This window comes from Providencia sp. PROV208, from assembly GCF_028479465.1.
GTDB lineage: Bacteria > Pseudomonadota > Gammaproteobacteria > Enterobacterales > Enterobacteriaceae > Providencia > Providencia alcalifaciens.
In genome coordinates, this window is record NZ_JAMPNS010000004.1 from 238,197 (window position 1) to 257,671 (window position 19,475).

Below are 19,475 nucleotides of genomic sequence, written 5' to 3' on the forward strand. Positions count from 1 at the left end.
ACGCTAAAAATAAGGATCCTCTATGCAGGGCATGAACCCCGAAACTGTCGACCACTATAATGACATTATGCCAATGATCACCAAGTTGGCTGCACTGTTAAATCCCCATTCAGCAGAGAATGCTGCCACGGATATCTCTTCGTTTGAGGAGGAACTCAACGAGTGGATCAGCGAAGATGAGGAGGGATTTGTGGAAAGTATTGAAGAGGGTGAGGTTGGCTATTTAATGGCGGACCTGATTGTCAGATCAAATATGGGAAATAGCTTTTGGATCGACTGGAAAGACAGCGAGTCTGCGGTGGGTTTTTTGGACAGCGCGCTTGAGTGTGAAGGATTGGATATTCAGTTAGATTTTGCCGTTAAAGACCCTAAAAACGATTTAAGACCAGACCAAATTTTTGTTCGCGCTAATCAGCAATTACAAGGTCTTGGTTACTATTTATTGGGTCTGACTTCCGGTAACGATGCTTACCATGAAATATTAATTCCTTCCGGCATTTTCGAGCCGTTTATGGATATCATGGAACATTTCGACGTGATGGTAGAGCTAAATGACGAGGAAGTCGATTACAGCGAATAACCATAGCAACAAGGGAATACTGTTCGTATTCCCGCCATTTCTGCCTTCTCGTTAAGGTTGATATTTTCACCATTTCCGCGCATTTTCCTGTGTGGCGGTGCTTTTCTTATGAGTTTGGTTTCATGTCCCATATTTTCTCGACATATTCTTTGATGGTTCTATCGGAAGAGAAATAGCCCATATTGGCAATATTGCACAGGGTTTTTTGAGCCCATAAGTTAGGTGTTTGATATAACTTATCAACGGCATCTTGGGCTTGGACGTAGGAATGATAATCGGCGAGAAGTTGGTAATAATCCCCGAAATTAATAAGAGAATCGTAGAGAGCATAATAGCGATTTGGATCATTTGGACTGAAAACGCCGGAGACTAGCGAATTCAGCACATCATGGAGATCTTCGTGTTCTTGGTAAATTTTACGAGGGTCATAACCTTGCGCACGGAGTGCTTCAACTTGTTTTGCGGTATGTCCAAATATAAATATATTTTCTTCGCCGACATGTTCGCGGATCTCAATATTAGCGCCGTCTAATGTCCCGATCGTCAGTGCTCCATTAAGGGCAAATTTCATATTGCCGGTTCCTGACGCCTCTGTGCCTGCAAGGGATATCTGCTCAGAGAGATCCGTCGCGGGAATAATGAGTTCGGCTAAGCTCACGCTATAATTCGGAATAAAAATCACTTTTAAGCGGTTTTTGATGCGAGCATCATGGTTAATCACTTGTGCGACATCGTTGATTAATCGAATAATCATTTTAGCGTTAACGTAGGATGAGGCTGCTTTTCCCGAAAAGATCACCACGCGAGGCACCCAGTTTTTTTCAGGAAGTCGCAACATACGGTGATAGCGCCCGATCACTTGTAAAATATTGAGTAGCTGACGTTTATACTCATGGATACGTTTGATTTGCACATCAAATAAGGCGTGAGGATCAACGATAATATTTAAGTGATTCGCGATATAACTGGCGAGAGCTACTTTGTTCTCTAACTTGCAGGTTTTTAATCGTTCAATAAATAACGGGAAATCGGTACGTTGTTGTAAGCGTGAAAGTAAAGTGAGATCTTCTCGCCAGTGCTCGCCGATGGTTTCATCTATCAGGCTGGCAAGCGGTTTATTGCATAGCGCCAGCCAACGGCGCGGGGTGATGCCATTGGTGATATTACAAAAACGTTTAGGGAATACTTTGGCAAAATCAGCAAAGATCTCTTGGATCATTAGCTCAGAATGCAGTTGAGAAACGCCATTCACTCGGTAGCTGCCAACAACGGCGAGCCATGCCATGCGTACATAGCGTCCATGGGATTCATCAATCAAGGAAAGCCGAGTTAATAATTCTGGATTATTAGGGTAACGCTGTTTAATTTTAGTGAGAAAATGGTCGTTAATTTCAAAAATAATCTGCAAATGACGGGGAAGCAAGCGTCCAAGAAGATCCACCGACCAGCGCTCTAGCGCTTCACTCATCAATGTATGATTCGTATAAGAAAAGATTTTTTCACTCATTTGCCATGCGGCTTCCCATGTATATTCATGCTCATCAATCAGTAAGCGCATTAATTCAAGGATGGCTAAAACAGGATGTGTATCATTGAGATGGATAGCGATTTTATCCGCAAGATTATGCAAGGTGCCATGGACTCGGTAATGAACATCAAGGATGTTTTGTAAGGTAGCCGAAACTAAAAAATACTCTTGCCCAAGGCGTAAAATCTTGCCTGATTCTGTTGAGTCGTTGGGGTATAACACGCGAGAGACATTCTCTGAAAAATTTTTATCTTCAAATGCCGCGGAGTATTCCCCTTGATTAAATTTGCTGATGTTCATTTCATTTGTGGCGTGGGCTGACCACAGCCGTAGGGTATTTGTGGCGTCACAGCCGTAGCCCATCACGATTTGGTCATAGGCGCGAGCGAGTACTTCTTCGGTTTCTATCCAGCGAGTCACCTTGCCTTCTTGCTGGAGACGCCCCGCAAAGCGAACTTTGTAGCTAAGGTTGTAGCGGGGAAATTCCCATGCATTTCCGTATTGTAACCAGCGGTCGGTGGACTCCACTTGTTGTCCATCAATAATGTTCTGTTGAAACATGCCATATTCATAGCGAATTCCAAACCCGACCGATGGGATCTTTAAGGTTGCCAGCGAGTCTAAGAAACAGGCGGCAAGACGTCCTAGACCGCCATTTCCCAAACCAGGGTCATCTTCCTCTTCCAAAATGGCATTCAGTTCAAAGCCCATTTTCTTCAAGGCACCAGCAACATCGTCATACATGCCTAAATTTAATAAGGTATTAGAGAGGGTTCGACCTATTAGATATTCCATGGATAGATACGCGACGGCACGATCCGATTGGGACAGTGAACGACGAATGGCACGTAACCAACGGTCGACCGTTAAATCGCGAATGGCGTAGGAAATCGCATTGAGCCAATCATGTTGTGTCGCAATAATCGGATCTTTACCAATCATAAACTTTAATTTAGTTTGAATTGAATCGACGAGGGCATTGATTCGTTGTTCGCGATTTTTGATGATAAATGGGTCATTCATTTTCCGATCCTCCTACCTGTGGGGCGATTAAACTTTGGTACAACGCAAGGTATTTTTGGGCAGAAGCGTGCCAGCTAAAGTTCATTCGCATGCCTTGGCGACGAACGCGCTTCCAACGAGTGGGTTCATTCCAAAGTGCAAAGACACGGCGAATAGCATGATGGAGTTCGGTGGTTTTTCCATGGTGTGAGCGATAACCGTGGTAGTCATGGAATACAAAACCTGTCGCCGTCCGGTCGGCTAAATTTTCGAGGGAGCAATCTGTGACCGTATCAGCTAGCCCACCTGTGTGGCGAACGAGTGGTAAAGCCCCATATTTCAGGCCGTACAGTTGAGTGAGTCCGCAAGGTTCGTAGCGGCTGGGAACCACCATCACGTCAGCTGCTGCAATCAGTTTATGGGCATGAAGTTCATCGTAGCCAATCAAGACAGAAACCTGTTTGGGATATTGACGGGCTAATTGTTCAAATGCGAGTTGTAAATTGGTATCGCCACTGCCTAATACCGAAAGTTGCCCGCCTTGGTGTAATAGGTCGGGGATCACCTCTAGCAACAGATCAAGTCCCTTTTGGGTACTTAGACGGCTAACGACGCCAAAGAGTGGCACTTTGTCGGTGACGCTGAGCTGATTTTCACGTTGATGAGTCATTTTACAGATGGCTTTACCCAGCATGTTTTGACGACCGTAATTGTGCGGGATCAGAGGGTCAAGTTGAGGATCCCAAACTTGGTAATCCACTCCGTTTAAGATCCCCAAGATACTCTCTTGAGATTGTCTTTGTTTGAGTAAACTGGCAAGCCCGTAACCATATTCAGGGATCGTCACTTCTTTTGCATAGGTGGGGCTAACAAAGGTAATTTTAGAGGCGTAGAACAATCCCGCTTTGAGGTAAGAAATTTGCCCATAGAACTCTAAGCCTTCGGGAGAATAAAACGTATGAGGTAGCTGCAATTCTGGAAAATGGTTGGCAGAAAATAGCCCTTGGTATGCCAGATTATGTACCGTGAAGACACAGGGCACAGGGTAATTTCTGGCGGCGAGATAAGCCGCACAAAGCCCTGCATGCCAGTCATGAGCATGAATAAGTTCAGGTCGCCAAGTGACATCAAATCCACAGGCAAGTTCGCTGCTTATCCAACCTAATAGGGCAAAACGTAAGTAGTTGTCTTGATATTCATGCAGGTTGTTATCGTGGTAGGGGCTTCCTGCCCGCAGATATAAATGAGGCGCATCAATTAAATAGATGCCTACACCATCATAGGTGCCAAAACGTAATGTGATAGGACCAGCAAACGTGTGGATTTGACTACCCACTACTGTGTGAGGAATGGCATCGAGTAACGCAGGAAAACCGGGCAAGACGAGGCGCACATCGGCGCCCTCGGCGATTTGAGCTTGAGGTAGTGCACCGAGCACATCTGCTAAACCGCCCGTTTTGAGCAGCGGAAAAAGTTCTGAGCCAGCATGCAGTATGCGCATAAAACCTCCTTTAGGCTGCAAGATTGTCAAGCATTTCTTGGGTAATCAGGACCACGCCTCCTTCCGAACGATAGAAATGCTGAGCGTCCCATAGTGGGTCTTCGCCAACGATTAACTGATTTGGCAGAATACAGCCACTATCGACAATGCAGCGTTGTAAGCGGCAAGCATGCCCGATAGATACATCAGGCAGGATCACACAGGCATCGAGTTGGCTGTGAGCGTTAATGCGGACATTTTGAAAGATCACTGAGTTAGTTATCTTGGCATCCTCCACAATGGATCCTGCATTAATCAATGTGTTAATAAGCATGGGTGAATGGTGTGTTTCTCCCTGAATAAATCGAGCAGGGGCAAGGGAAGAATGACCTGTTTGAATAGACCAATTAGGGTCATACATATCAAGGGCGGGTTTGGCAGAGACTAAATCAATGTTGGCTCTCCAATAGGCATCGATAGTGCCAACATCCCGCCAATAGGGGGATGCGCCTGCATTAAAATCAGAGTAGACACAGGAGCGACTAAAGGGGTGTGCCCAAGCTTTACCTTGTTGTACCGCTTTTGGGATCAGGTTTTTGCCAAAGTCATGTTCGGTGTTCTGTTGGTCTTGCTCTTCAGCGAGTAGTTGGTACAAATATTGAGCATTAAAGACATAAATCCCCATGCTAGCTAGCGCGGCATAAGGTTTACCCGGAATAGAAGGGGGAATTTGAGGTTTTTCAATAAAATTAAGGATTTGCTCGTCGTCATTAATATCCATAATGCCAAATTCAGAAGCTTGGCTACACGGGATTTCAATACAGGCAACGGTGCATTGGCTGCCTTTTTCGACATGGTCGAGTAGCATGCGAGAATAATCCATTTTATAGATATGATCTCCCGCTAATACAATGATGTATTTGGCTTGGTAGTGACTAATCACATCTAAATTTTGAAAGATGGCATCTGCAGTACCTTGATACCAACCTTTGGTGTGCTGTTTTTGCTGTGCAGGAAGGATTTCAATAAATTCATTGGGTTTGCCATGGAGGAATGACCAATTGTGTTGAATATGCTGAATTAAAGAATGGGAATAGTATTGTGTGAGGATACCCACTCGATAAATACCTGAATTAATACAATTGGATAAAGTAAAATCAATAATTCGAAATTTCCCCCCAAAATGAAGTGAAGGCTTGGGTTGTTTTTGCGTGAGGGCTTTGAGGCGAGTTCCTTTACCGCCAGCCAATATGAGCGCCACAGTATTGTTAGGGAGCTCCTTGGCTAACCATTGACGCGGTATAGAGTTTGGGTAGGAATAAAATGGCGTATTCTCAGGCATATCACTTCCTTAATAAGCGCTTGGCAAAAATCTGTGGCGTTGCATAACCACGAAGGTTTTTGGGGGAATGGGGCTGAGTGAATGATGATGAAAAGGGGCAACAATTTGCCAATCCCCTTGGGGAAGCGTCATCTCATGAGGTTGTTCAGTAAAATTTATGAGTAACAGCCATTGCCCTGACAGTAATACTTGTAGTGGATACGAGTGCTGCCACTGCTCAAGAGTGACCGGCATACCTTGTGCATTCAGCCATTCAACGGTTTTGTTGGGAGCTAAAGAGTGCCACCATTCCCCTGATATAAGTGCGGAATTTGTTGACGTAAGGCGATCAATTGAGTCGTAAATGCCATCAGGTTCTTATCGGCTTCTTGCCAATTGATCCAACTGATTGGGTTATCTTGGCAATAGGCGTTATTGTTGCCTTGTTGGCTGTGCCCTAGTTCATCTCCTGCGCGTAACATGGGGGTTCCGAGTGACAATAAAAGCAAGCTTAACAAATGTTGCTGACTCTGTTGGCGCTCAACAAGAATCTCCTCTGGGGCATTGAGCCCTTCAAAACCATGATTGTGACTGTTGTTGTGGTCGTGACCATCTTGATTGTTTTCATGATTAGCCTCGTTATGCTTGTGATTGAAACTGACAAGATCCCGTAGCGTAAAGCCATCGTGTGCGGTGATGTAATTAATGGAGACAAAACTAGAATGGTGAGGTTGAAAAAAGCAATCCCGTGAACCGGCTAATCGGCTTGCCAAGATGCCAATAGGAACATCCTGATGCAAAACAATGCGTCGGATATCTTCGCGAAAGCGGTCGTTCCATTCAGCAAAAGGGCTGGGAAATTGACTCAATTGGTAGCCATCACTGGCGAGATCCCACGGCTCAGCAATCAGTTTCAGCTGATTGAGTATAGGGTCTTGAGTGATGGCATTGAGTAATGAAGCGTGTGAGTTAAATATTGGTGTTCTTCCAAGCACGCTGGCTAAGTCAAAGCGAAATCCATCAACATGGCATTCAATAGCCCAAAAATGCAGGCAATCCAACACCCATTGAATGGCAGCGGAATGGTCTAATTTCAGGGTATTGCCGCAGCCCGTCCAATCGAGATATTCCCCACGATGATTTAACCAATAATAGGTGGGATTATCTAATCCCCTAAAAGATAAACAGGGTCCTGAGTCATCGAGTTCGGCAGTATGATTAAAGACGATATCGAGGATAACTTCGATACCTGCGCGGTGTAACGTCTTAACCATATTGCGAAATTCACTTAAGGGTGTAGAGCCTTCGAGCCCAGACCAGTATTGAGGTTCAATGGCAAATGGCGCGAGAGTGTTATAACCCCAATAATTCGTTAATTGACGGGCTTGTAAATGGGGTTCATCAAGATGAAATTGCACTGGAAGTAGTTCAAGTGCGGTGATCCCGAGATTCGTTAAATGCTGAATAATGCAAGGTTGAGCAATCGCGGCGTAGCTACCACGCAATGTTGAGGGAATATCAGGGTGTAATTGCGTGAGCCCGCGAACATGAGCCTCATAAATGACGGTGTTAGACCACGGGGTGTTGGGGCGAATATCATCTCGCCAGTCATAAGGCTCGTGATTAACGATGGAGTAAGGGGATTGCTTATCGGCTAGGGCTCGGCTGTAAGGATCAATCAGTAGGCAATGATGATTGAAACGTAATCCTATTAGCGGCACCCATTTTCCTCTGGCACGGTACCCATAATGCAGACCCGTTTTTGCTCCAGCTAAATAACCATGCCAAATGTGGTTATCCCCTTGATGGAGAGGATATCGAGTTTCGTCGCCGAAAGGGTTCAATACACAAAGATCAATGTGTTCTGCATGCTCGCTGTATACCGCAAAATTCACACCATGCTCATCAACATGGCTACCAAGAGGGTAAGGCTGACCTTGGTGAAAATTAAATGTCGTCATTAGTCTGCTCCCGTTTTAAGTACAAGGTGGCGAGAGGAGGGAGAACTAAATTCAGAGAATATTCTTTGCCATGAGAGGCAATTGCTTGGGTTGAAATGGCGCCTCGATTACCCACGTTACTGCCGCGATAATAATGGGAATCTGTATTGATGATCTCTTGATAATGGCCCGGATGGTGCACGCCAATACGGTAATTATGTCGAACAATCGGGGTGAAATTTGCCACAACCAGAATTTCATGGTTGTTGGCATCTCGGCGTATGAAAGCAAATACAGAGTTTTGATGATCATCAACGACTAACCATTCAAAACCCCCCTGAAGAATAATCGAGCTGGTGCAGTGCACGATAGCGGCGATAGCAATGGTTTAAATCACGAACAAGGCGTTGTACACCCGTGTGCCAGTCATCATGTTCGGGCTCTAATAGGTGCCAATCAAGACCTGTGTCATGGTCCCATTCTCGCTCTTGTGCGAACTCGCCTCCCATAAACAACAACTTTTTACCCGGATGCCCCCACATAAACCCGTAATAAGCTCGTAGATTGGCAAACTTTTGCCATGTATCACCGGACATCTTGTTCAGCAGTGACCCTTTTCCATGTACCACTTCATCGTGAGAAAGGGGTAAAACGAAGTGTTCATTGTGGGCGTAAAACATACCAAAGGTCATTTGTTGGTGGTGGTATTGGCGGTAGATTGGGTCAAGGGACATATAGCTGAGCGTATCGTGCATCCAACCTAAATCCCATTTAAAATCAAAACCTAAGCCCTGTTTTTTTACGGAACTAGTGACGAGGGGAAATGCCGTCGATTCTTCCGCTATCATTAGCGCATGAGGGCAATTTTCTTTGATGATTTGATTGGTATAGCGTAAAAAATCGAGAGCTTCGAGGTTCTCTTTCCCTCCCCATTTATTAGGAATCCATTCTCCCTCTTTGCGGCTGTAATCTCGATAAATCATCGAGCTAACAGCATCAACACGTAACCCATCAATCCCAAAACGTTCAATCCAATACAAGGCATTACCTGCCAAAAAATTAGCCACTTCATAGCGGCTGTAGTTATAAATCAGCGTATGCCAATTTTGATGAATGCCTTCACGAGGATCAGCGTATTCATAGAGTGCGGTGCCATCGAATTGCACTAATCCATATTCATCCGTGGGAAAATGCGCAGGTACCCAATCAAGAATGACCTTGAGGTGATATTGGTGAGCAGTTTGAATCAGATAGAGAAAATCATCCACGCTGCCAAAACGGTAAGTTGGGGAATACAATCCAATAGGCTGGTAACCCCAAGAGCCATCAAAGGGATGTTCGCTGATGGGCAAAAACTCAAGATGGGTAAAGCCCATTTCGGCGACATAAGGAATGAGTTGTTCCGCCAATTGTCGATAGCTTAGCCAGCCATTATTGTGCTTGTGTCGACGCCATGAGCCTAAATGAACTTCATAAATAGAAATTGGTGCTGATAATGGTGCTGATGCCAAGGTCGACTGTGGCTGAATATATTTTTTAGGCAGTGAGGTCACCACGGATTCTACATGGGGAAACAGCACACTTTTTATCGCGTAAGGGTCTGCTTTTATTCGCCGATAGCCTCGGCTATCTTGCAGTTCATATTTATAAGATTGCCCAATCTGAGCCTCTGGGATGAACCGTTCCCAAATCCCCACCTCATGACGTAATACCATTGGATGAATATGTCCATCCCATTGGTTAAATTCTCCAATAACAGCAACACGTTGAGCATTGGGCGCCCAAACAGAAAAAATCACCCCATCAACACCGTCGAAGTTGATAGGGTGGGCACCAAGACATTCATAGGGACGTAGATGGGTGCCTTCTGCCAGTAGCCAACCATCTATGTCTCGAATGAGTGTGCCAAAGCCATCAGTGTGCTTGTGAATTGTTTGGGTCTCTGCGTCTGAAATATTCGCAGTACGACACCGTGAAGTTATTCTTGGAATAACGTCATAATTTTTATTTGGCAAATAAATAACCTTAAAAAAAGTAAAGTGAGCTGTTTAGACTTTACTTAAATTATTTAATTTGTATTTGATAGGCTTCACATATTTAGCTTTGGATTGAATTTAATTCCTTAAATAACAATGATTTAATTTGTTTTTTAATAGTATTATTAAGTTATCAATTAATAATATTCACCGTAATTAAAATCATTATTTTAGATATATCACCCGACTATGCGCTATTTCAAATTTACGGGTGAAAATATATCTTTAATTACACTGATTATGAGTGGGGTATTTAATTATTCACTTTTCTCTACCTCAAAAATTATTGATTGATAGGGTTGTAAGATAATTTGCTGATTGTGGTCGCTAATTGTCGCCATGTTATTTAAATGTACCTTAGCGTAATTTTGGCGAATAGGCTGAGGCTTATCACTAAAATTACAATAGATATCAATCGAGTGCGAATTTAGCGTTCGACGATAAGCTATCACGGATGCGGGGGCATCAATCGCTGAAAATTCACCGTCTACTAGAATGGGGCTAATGACGGAATGGCGGCGAAGGTGAATTAACTGTTGGTAAAATGCAAACAGTGAATCCGGCTCCTGTTGCTGAGCTGCGGCATTGATTTCAGGGTAGTTAGGATTGACTTTTAGCCATGGGGTTCCCGTCGTGAATCCAGCCTGTGATGCGTTATTCCATTGGAAGGGAGTTCGTGCGTTGTCACGGCTGCGTTGGTCAAAATACCTCATCATAGTGGGCTCGCTGTACCCTTGATGCTTGCCCCATTGGTAAAGTTTGAAGAGGTGGAGGTCATCGTGCTCATCTAAAGTCATTGGGCAGTTAGTCATGCCAATTTCTTGCCCCTGATAAATGAATGGTGTTCCACGCTGAGTCAGTAAGAAAGTGGCCAACATTTTCGCCGCAAATGGATTTTTAGCATGCTGGTTTAGAAACTTATTCAGTGAGCGTGGCTGATCATGATTTTCTAAATAAGGCGCACCCCAGCCTACTTGCTGAGTTGTTAGCTGGCTGTTGAAAAATACGGGTTTTAAACGCTCAGCGGTGATTGGAGAAATGGAAAAAGGAGGCTGCTTTGCAATATCGAGGTCTGCAATACTAAAGTCGAATACCATGGAAAATGCGCCATCTTCACCGATATAGTCGACTAAGTCATGTGGAGGAACATCAATTTCGGCAACGGTCATGACATTGGCGGGATGGAACGTTTGGCAGGCGAGTTCCTTTAAAAAATCATGGATCCCTGGCTGATTGACGACCCAAGGAACTAAAGAGGCGGAACCATCTTCGCGATCTGCAGGGAATTGATGAGGTGAAAGTGCTTCAGTGGATTTTTTAATATTTCCAATGGCATCAATACGGAACCCAGCAACACCTTTAGCTATCCAACGATTAATCATCTGAATAATTTCTTTGCGTAATTGTGGATTTTCCCAGTTGAGATCAGGCTGCTCAGGACCAAACGAATTAAAGTACCAGCGCGTGCTATTGGGAACCTGCGTCCAAACAGGGCAATCAAAATATGTCCGTAAATTATTCGGAGGTGTAGGATGATCCCATTCGATAAATTGATAGTAATCTGCATACGGGCTTTGAGGATCGGCAAGTGCGGCTTTAAACCACGGGTGTTGGTTAGAAGAGTGATTGAGCACCAAATCTAATAGTATTTTAATCCCTCGCTGCGCGGCTTGGCGTATCAGTTCATCAAGGTCGTCGTTATCGCCAAAAATGGGGTCGACACAATCATAGTTAGCAATGTCATAGCCATTGTCTTTCATTGGAGATTCAAAAATAGGGCATAACCAAATGACGTTAGCGCCCAAGGATTGGATGTAATCGAGCTTGGCGGTGATACCCGCCAGATCGCCGATGCCATCGCCATTATAGTCATAAAAGCTTTTTGGATAGATTTGGTATACCACAGCGGATTTCCACCATGCTTGAGTCATTTGCGTTCTCCTTAATCAAAACGAGGTAACAGTAAGGTGATTTAAATATAGGCAATGTGTGTTTTTGTGCGATACATCATTGTTTTTCGAAATGCAAATGCAAACTAATATCATTAGCGCTATGTTTCATGTAAGATATCCGCCATCTTCGGGTCATGAGTGACGTGGCTAACGATAATCACATTGAAAGGTGGAGGAATTTAGATGTTCGCAAAATCATTAGTTTCAGGGTTTGCCTTATTATCTGTTGTTGCATTAGCTGGCTGTGATGACGCTAAGCAAACACAAGGTGCGGCACCAACAACTGAGCAGCAAACAACAGAAAAGCAATCAACTGAAAAACAAACGATTGTCGTAGAACATGCTCAAGGCAAGACTGAAATTCCTAGCCACCCACAACGTGCATTTGTGATGAACATGGAAACGCTAGATATCATTGATGCGCTAGGTATTCCGGTAATTGGTGTCCCACAAACTAACGCCCATTTTCCTAAATTTTTAGAAAAATATAGCACCTCAGAATATGTTAATGGTGGAAGCTTATTTGAACCTGCATATGAAACGATCAGCAGTGCAAAGCCTGATGTGATCTTAGGTGGTAGCCGTGCTCGTGATGCTTACGATAAATTAAACGGTATCGCACCAACTATTTCTTTGGATATTGATAACAAACATTTTATTGATAGCCTGATTGAACGTACGACTCTGCTGGGTTCTTTATTTGGTAAAGAAGCCGAAGCGGATAAAGTCGTGACTGACTTCAAAAACAAAATTAATGATATCAAAGGTAAAGCCCCAAGTGCGGGTAAAGCCATGGTGATCTTAGTCAGTGGCGGTAAAATTTCTGCTTACGGTCCAGGTTCTCGTTTTGGCTTTATTTTTGATGTATTAGGTTTTGAACCAGCTTATGTCTTCACAGAAGATACTGGTCGTCACGGTAATATCGTGAATTCAGAATTGTTATTAAAACTGAACCCAGACTGGTTATTTGTGATTGACCGTGATGGCGCTATCGGTGCAAAAGATGCACAACCTGCTGCGGATGTATTAGACAACGCATTAGTGAGAAAAACGTCTGCATGGCAAAAAGGACAAGTAGCTTATTTAGATTCCTCATCAGTCTACATTGCGGGTGGTATCCAAACTTATTCCCAGTTAATGGATGATGTAAACAAAGCTTTAGAGAAGAACAAAACGAATTAATCAATGAAAACGCTTTATCTTTCTTTTGGTATTCTCGCGTTATTGGTATTAGCGGTATTAAGCTTGTTTATTGGAGCGGGTGACGTGTCACCCGTTTCGCTTTTCACCGATCCCGAGATGCAAGATATCTTTTTTGTGAGCCGAATTCCTCGCACTGCCGCGCTGATCCTCGCTGGGAGCGCCATGAGTGTCGCGGGGCTCATTATGCAGTTACTCACGCAAAACCGCTTTATTGAACCTTCCCTTGCCGGTACAACACAATCCGCAAGCCTTGGCTTACTGTTCGTGATGATCCTCTATCCAACGGCCTCTATCATGACCAAAATGGTGGTTGCGAGTGGTTTTGCGTTGTTAGGTACCGCATTGTTCATGCTGATTTTACGACGGATTATTCTGAAGTCCGCCCTGATTGTCCCTTTAGTCGGCATTATGCTTGGGGCTGTGATCAGCGCACTCACTATTTTTACCGCGTATTATTTTGACTTGCTTCAGTCTCTTAGTGCATGGATGAGTGGTGATTTCTCTAGTATTTTGCAAGGTCGCTATGAGCTGCTATGGCTGGTTGGTGGCTTGACACTGGCTGCTTGTTTAATCGCAGATAGCTTCACCGTGGCAGGTATGGGGCGTGAGTTTTCTGTTAACGTCGGCTTAAATTATCAAAAAGTCATGACCATCGGGTTATCTATCATTGCATTGATCAGTGGTGTCGTGGTGGTGGTGGTTGGCGCATTACCTTTCTTAGGATTGATCGTACCGAACCTTATCAGCTTAGTGATGGGGGACAATATTCGTAAAACTATCCCATGGATCTGCTTAGCTGGTGGTGGACTGGTGCTGTTATGCGACATTATTGGTCGCTTAATTCGCTATCCGTTTGAAATCCCTGCAAGCGTGATTCTAGGTGTTGTGGGTGCGGTTATCTTCCTTTATCTCTTGTTAAAGCATCAGCGTTATGGAAAAAGTTAATTCATTAAGTTTGCCCGTGAAGAGAACCTTCTCACCCATGCAGCGTATTGGTCTTTTGGCTGCGCTGTCGGTGCTGTCGATCATTCTGTATATGACCATTAATTTGGGCAGCAATTTAGCTTACATTCTGCCTCATCGTGGTTATATCGTACTGACGATGATTATTGTGGCGTTTGGCTCAGGTGTTTCGACGGTTCTGTTCCAGACTATCGCGAATAACAAAATTCTTACCCCGTCTATTATGGGTTTAGAGGCACTGTTTATTCTGCTGCAAACTATTTTTGTGTTTTATACCGATAGCTTTCCGGCATCATGGTTATTGAATATTGGTAAGTTTTTGCTGGAATCGTCGCTGCTCGTTATCTTCTCTGTGCTGCTGTATCGCTGGTTATTTATCTCCGTCAAAATGAATATCAACCTTGTTTTGATGGTGGGGATTATTCTCGGTACGCTGTTTCGTAGTGTGGCGACGTTGCTACAGCGCTTAATGGATCCTAATGAGTTTTCCATTCTACAAAGCCGGATGTTTGCGACATTCACTAGAGGTACGCCTGAGCTGATTCTCTTCACACTCGTGATTACGGTGATTGTGGGAATTCTACTCTGGCGCATGCGTTACTGCTTCGATGTGTTAGCACTGGGGCAAGCCAATGCGGTGAACTTAGGGATTAACTATCGCCAGCAAGTCACGGTCATTTTATTGCTGATTTCTGTCTTAGTGGCGATTTCTACCGCGCTAGTGGGACCACTAACATTTCTCGGGTTGATGGTAGCAAACTTGGCTTACTATATTGCAGGTAGTAGTCAGCATCGTTATTTACTGCCCGTCTCTTTCTTGCTGGGTGTCATCGCTTTAGTCGGTGGGCAGCTGGTTCTTGAATATGGATTAAATAAAGCCGGAACTCTGTCTGTGGTGCTGGAGTTTGTTGGCGGAATATTCTTTATTTATATGGTGTTAAGAAGGTTTTAGTATGATTGAAATTCATCAGATATCGAAAAGTTATCAAGATACTAAGGTCTTAGATAACGTCACTGCCAGTATTAAAAATAGTGGTGTTACTTCAATCATTGGTCCAAATGGTGCAGGAAAATCAACGCTATTATCGATCATTGGTCGCTTATTATCGGCGGACCATGGTTATGTCAAAGTAAACGAACTCGATGTGTCGACAACACCTAGTGACAAGCTTGCAACCTGCTTATCGGTGCTTCGCCAAGAAAACCAGTTCGCTAGCCGTTTAACGGTGGAAGAGCTGGTGGGTTTTGGGCGCTATCCATATACCAAAGGGCGCCTAACTCTGGATGATAAAAAGAAAATCGATGAGTCTTTGGCGTTTTTGAATTTAACCGAATTTCGTCATCGTTACCTTGATGAGTTATCGGGTGGTCAGCGCCAGCGTGCTTACGTGGCGATGGTATTATGCCAAGATACGGAATATGTGCTGCTAGATGAACCGCTGAATAACTTAGACATGAAGCATGCGGTGATTATGATGAAATTATTGCGCCGTGCTGCTGACGAGCTGGGTAAAACCATCATTCTGGTGATCCACGATATTAACTTCGCTTCCGTTTATTCGGATTATATTGTGGCGCTGAGAAATGGGCGTTTATCTTATCATGGTGCACCGGAAGAGATCATGAAGTCTGAGATTTTAGAGGAAATTTTTGATACGCCTCTTGAAGTCAAAGAGCTCGATGGGCAACGTATCGCACTGTATTACTAGTGATATCCGCTCCAATAGGCGATATTGGAGCGGTGTTTTATTGTGGCGGAATAGTAATATCTTCGTCGCTGTCTAATTCATCAAGTGGCTGAAGAATTTCCAAGCGTTTGATGCCATCTGCATTTACCACTAACCGAGCCAGCTCATTGTAAGCTTTTTTATTCATGATGACGCGGCGGCAAAGGTAGATATGGTAAACCTTCTCGCCAATGATGGCTGGCTCATCATCGTTAACCATTAACTCTTCATAGCTAATATCGATATATTTCAGGAAATCCGAAATATTGACCCGCGTAATATCCACAATGGAAGATTGAGTCTGCATAAACGCGGCGGAGTGGCTGTGCAGGGTTACATCTTTTCGATAATACAAAATGTCTTCAACCCGCTGCACATTGATCAAATTTACCCAGTGGGATTTTTGGCGCATCTCGTGAATGTCGGGTGAGAGGGTGCTCTCTTTTAGAAAACGGAATGACTCTTTACATATCCCGACGGGCTCTTTGACGCCTTCACGATAAATACGTAGCTGGCGGTCGGGTATCCAACGTTGGAACAAACGATACAGTTGTTCACGTCCAATCTCTTTTAAACGGTCTTTAAAGATATAACCAATGACCATTGCCAAGAATAAATTCGCGCTAAGTGCCCCATATTTTCCTTGCCACATAAATGCAATAAATGTAGCGAATACCATCGAAATTGCGGCGGCGATACCATAAATTGAGTGTAAAAGTAGAGGGAGTCCTCGCTTATGACGAATGTCTAAATAGAGGTAGCGGTTAATATATTTCTTCAGCAAATTGCGCCGATAGGTCACCATTTCTGCATCATTTTCATCGTGAGGAAAGTTATCGGGAGCCAGCTTTTTCAGATAACGCATTTCTTGATACCACAGATGACGAATTTCATCGCGCAGAGGAAGTTGTTTCTCTTTTAATAAATCGTGCAAGTAAAACAACGTGTAATGAGACATAAATTCATCGCAATACGCGAATGCGTTAGAGTGAATAATATTTTCAATCGGAGCGGTGTAAGTACTCAGTTCACGATAGCGCTTAAGCCCATGCTCAATGTCGGCTAATAACCCCGTTATGTACTCTTCAGTTTGCCTCTGCGCGTTTTGAGCGACCATTTTTAGCGTGAGTCTGACACTACGCTTAAAGGTAAGCGCGAAGCGTTTTAGGTGGTTTTCGTATTCATCTAATGTTGGGGGTAATTCTGGGTCGAGTCGCTCTAACCAGCTTTTTAATTCATCGACTAATCCATTCTCTGCGGGGATAGAGGACAATTGAACCGTAGGTGCCCGTAAACGAATATAGTTTTTTAAACTGCGCTGAAGGTTTGAGGCGGTGTAGAGATCAGGGTTAACTTGCATCGATGCAGGAAGAAAAAAGAAAGTCTCAACTTGGTATCGGATCTCTTTGGATTTTCGAGGAAAAAAAACCTGCTGTTTGATTTCAAACTGTTTTTTTCCATGGATCTTCAGAGATTCTTTAATCATATTCTTCCTACTGGTGCTCAGTATGCCCTAACTGTAAGTATATAGGCGGTGAATTCGATATAAGTATTTATCAAAGAAGAATAATAGTAATGGGAATAAAAGAGAAAGGAAACAAAAACGGCCGCTAAGGTTTACTTCCAAGCCAAAGCGGAAATAAATAGTCGGCCGTTTTAGGAATTCGTTGTCAGTTAAAAATTATTTTTTAGCTGCTGGACGAACTGCTGTAACTTCAATTTCCACTCTCCAAGCTGGGTTAGCCAGTTTAGCGACTTGGAAGGTAGAGCGAGCTGGCAGATTAGTCACTTTTTCAGTTTCATAGAACTTGTTGTAGCCAGCCATGAAGCCAGCGAAGTCCATAGTTCCTTTAGTTTCGTCACCACCCACTAAGAAAACTTGCATTTTAACAACGTCATTCATAGTCAGACCCATTTCTTTTAGGTTTGCTTGAATTTGGTTCAGGACGCTGAGTGTTTGCGCTTCGGTATTACCGTAAGATTCTAAAACGCCTTCTGGAGCATCTTTAGAGATTTTAGCAGGGACTTTTCCGCTCAGGAAGATGATGCTGTTACCTGCGCCGATTTCTACGGATTCAGCAATTGGAAAACCTTTAACTGGAACACGTTTCACATCATCTGCTGCATTTGCAGTTGCTACACCTAAAACTAAAGGTAAAGAAAGCAGTAAAGTTTTGTAGCTCATAATAACTCCATTATATATGTGAATAAGAACCTATTAAGACTGTTAAGTATTTAATAGGTTCAATTTAATAGTGTTTCGTCTTAATTAGTTAAAACGAGACAGTTTATAAGGCGTCGGATCGATAAAGGTTTTTTCATCCATTAACAATTCAGCCGTTAATCGACCAGCCGCCGGGCTTTCAGTCATACCCCAACCAGTCGCGGTATTGATAACCAGACCTGGGTATTGTTCAACTTTAGAAATGATTGGAATCTCATCATCAGTCGGAGAAACAGTGCCACCCCAACGCTCGACAACTTTAGATTCTTTAAATACTGGGAACTCTTTTCTCAGTCTTTCCAGCACGCCATCTAAATGTTCATTGTTTGGTGTGTTGGTTGCTGTACGGAACTCTTCAAATGGTGTTTTCTCGTCTAAGTTCCAAGATGTTGCCATTGTGAATGAGTTGAACAGGTCTTTACCAAGAGAGAATTCTAATGGTAATTCACCACCGCCTAATACGTGCAGGAATCTTGGCCCTAACAGGAAGCTGTCTTTCACGATAGAGCTGGTGAAGATACGTGGTGCAACTGCGTAAGTACCGTCTGCTTGTTCACGGAAGTGGATACCGTTTGGCAGGTGAACGTTACCTTTTGGTGCGCCTGGAACACCAGTAATACGCTGTTGAGACAGGTAAACGTTCAGAGTAGGGACATCAACACCTAAGTTACCCATGAACAGACGTGACCAGATACCACCAGTCAGAACGACTTGAGAGGTTTTGATTGCGCCTTTTTCAGTCACAACGTCAGAAATTTTACCGCCGGCGGTTTCTAAGCCACGAACTGCGCAATTTAGGTAAATTGGAATGCCAATTGATTTTGCGTAGTTAGCCATTGCTGGGGTAACAGTTTCTGGGTCAAGACTACCAGAATCTTCTTCAAAGCCACCAATTTTCCATGGAGTTTGAGCATCAACCAGACGATTAGCCAGTTCTTGACCTTCGATCATACGGGTTCTCAGCGGGGTATCGAAACCTGGGTTTTCAGACGCAGATTTGATCCACGCTCTTGAAACTTCCAGATCTTCTTCGCTTGAAGGAACTTCAACACGACCTTGAACGCGGTAGCTGGTATCAGCGCCGATTTTTTCGTTCATGCCGAGCCATTGAATTTTTCCGTAGTGGTGTAAAGGGAAAATAGCTGGGGAGGTTTTGTAGCTGATGATTTGGCTATATGCACGGCCAGATTGTTCACCGCCCACAACACCTTTTTCACAGATAACAACGTTTAAGCCACGTTCTTTCAGGTTAATCGCAGTCATGATCCCTTGAAGACCCGCTCCGATAACTACTGCATCAGCTGACGCAGGTAATTTACCTTCTGTACCAGCAACCGCAGGTACGCGAGACTGAGTAGATTCAAAACGACCTTCTCTGCGGATCATAGGGACAACAGCTGCGCCCCCAGCAATCACACCAGCAGCACCAACCCCTAATAATAGTTTTCTTCTCGAGATTTTCATCTATAACCTCAATAACAATCTTGTTTTTTATATAGTAAATAATTTCAAATTGAGA

At 43.8% G+C, this 19,475-nt stretch carries 12 protein-coding genes and 2 pseudogenes; 5 read left to right on the plus strand and 9 right to left on the minus strand.

The annotated features are described in order from the left end of the window. Positions 1 to 22: 22 nt before the first annotated feature. Positions 23 to 580 carry a DUF6630 family protein gene (locus tag PR766_RS04480; protein ID WP_006662486.1) on the plus strand — a complete coding sequence of 186 codons (558 nt, stop codon included), beginning with the start codon at positions 23 to 25 and terminating at the stop codon, positions 578 to 580. A gap of 106 nt (positions 581 to 686) precedes the next feature. On the opposite strand, the gene glgP is transcribed toward PR766_RS04480, so the two are convergent. The 6 genes and pseudogenes from glgP to PR766_RS04515 all read right to left on the minus strand — a co-directional run bounded on the left by glgP (position 687) and on the right by PR766_RS04515 (position 11,818). Next, positions 687 to 3,131 (minus strand): glycogen/starch/alpha-glucan family phosphorylase, encoded by a 2,445-nt coding sequence (gene glgP / locus PR766_RS04485; protein ID WP_154636256.1) that lies wholly within the window; start codon positions 3,129 to 3,131, stop codon positions 687 to 689. After that, positions 3,124 to 4,611, minus strand: coding sequence for a glycogen synthase GlgA (glgA, locus tag PR766_RS04490; protein ID WP_154636255.1), 1,488 nt, complete (start codon positions 4,609 to 4,611; stop codon positions 3,124 to 3,126). The genes glgP and glgA overlap by 8 nt, the downstream gene beginning before the upstream one ends. A 10-nt stretch (positions 4,612 to 4,621) precedes the next feature. Continuing rightward, positions 4,622 to 5,932, minus strand: coding sequence for a glucose-1-phosphate adenylyltransferase (gene glgC / locus PR766_RS04495; protein ID WP_006662489.1), 1,311 nt, complete (start codon positions 5,930 to 5,932; stop codon positions 4,622 to 4,624). 9 nt (positions 5,933 to 5,941) lie between these two features. Further along, positions 5,942 to 7,872 (minus strand): annotated as a pseudogene (gene glgX / locus PR766_RS04505) (glycogen debranching protein GlgX). Further along, positions 7,859 to 9,761: pseudogene (gene glgB / locus PR766_RS04510) on the minus strand (1,4-alpha-glucan branching protein GlgB); the annotation flags it as partial. The pseudogenes glgX and glgB, both read right to left, overlap by 14 nt. Positions 9,762 to 10,144: 383 nt before the next feature. Beyond that, complete coding sequence (locus PR766_RS04515) at positions 10,145 to 11,818, minus strand: alpha-glucosidase (protein WP_006662492.1); 1,674 nt, start codon at positions 11,816 to 11,818, stop codon at positions 10,145 to 10,147. A 204-nt stretch (positions 11,819 to 12,022) separates the two neighbouring features. On the opposite strand from PR766_RS04515, the gene PR766_RS04520 reads away from it, so the two are divergent. The 4 genes from PR766_RS04520 to PR766_RS04535 are packed head-to-tail and all read left to right on the plus strand — an operon-like array spanning position 12,023 to position 15,714. Then, positions 12,023 to 13,021, plus strand: coding sequence for a siderophore ABC transporter substrate-binding protein (locus tag PR766_RS04520; RefSeq protein WP_006658470.1), 999 nt, complete (start codon positions 12,023 to 12,025; stop codon positions 13,019 to 13,021). 3 nt (positions 13,022 to 13,024) lie between these two features. Then, positions 13,025 to 13,987 carry an ABC transporter permease gene (locus PR766_RS04525; RefSeq protein WP_006658471.1) on the plus strand — a complete coding sequence of 321 codons (963 nt, stop codon included), beginning with the start codon at positions 13,025 to 13,027 and terminating at the stop codon, positions 13,985 to 13,987. Next, entirely contained in the window at positions 13,974 to 14,957 is a 984-nt protein-coding gene (locus tag PR766_RS04530) for an iron chelate uptake ABC transporter family permease subunit (protein WP_006658472.1), read from the plus strand. Before PR766_RS04525 ends, PR766_RS04530 begins: the two co-directional genes overlap by 14 nt. A 1-nt stretch (position 14,958) precedes the next feature. Further along, on the plus strand, positions 14,959 to 15,714 hold the full coding sequence (locus tag PR766_RS04535) for an iron ABC transporter ATP-binding protein (protein WP_006658473.1): 756 nt from the start codon (positions 14,959 to 14,961) through the stop codon (positions 15,712 to 15,714). 37 nt (positions 15,715 to 15,751) lie between these two features. On the opposite strand, the gene PR766_RS04540 is transcribed toward PR766_RS04535, so the two are convergent. The 3 genes from PR766_RS04540 to PR766_RS04550 all read right to left on the minus strand — a co-directional run bounded on the left by PR766_RS04540 (position 15,752) and on the right by PR766_RS04550 (position 19,420). After that, positions 15,752 to 17,218, minus strand: coding sequence for a hypothetical protein (locus PR766_RS04540; RefSeq protein WP_006658474.1), 1,467 nt, complete (start codon positions 17,216 to 17,218; stop codon positions 15,752 to 15,754). A gap of 195 nt (positions 17,219 to 17,413) precedes the next feature. Beyond that, complete coding sequence (locus tag PR766_RS04545; protein WP_006658475.1) at positions 17,414 to 17,917, minus strand: RidA family protein; 504 nt, start codon at positions 17,915 to 17,917, stop codon at positions 17,414 to 17,416. Positions 17,918 to 18,001: 84 nt separating this feature from the next. Continuing rightward, the gene (locus PR766_RS04550; RefSeq protein ID WP_006658476.1) at positions 18,002 to 19,420 is read right to left on the minus strand and encodes an NAD(P)/FAD-dependent oxidoreductase; all 1,419 of its coding nucleotides are present in this window, start codon (positions 19,418 to 19,420) and stop codon (positions 18,002 to 18,004) included. Positions 19,421 to 19,475: the final 55 nt, after the last annotated feature.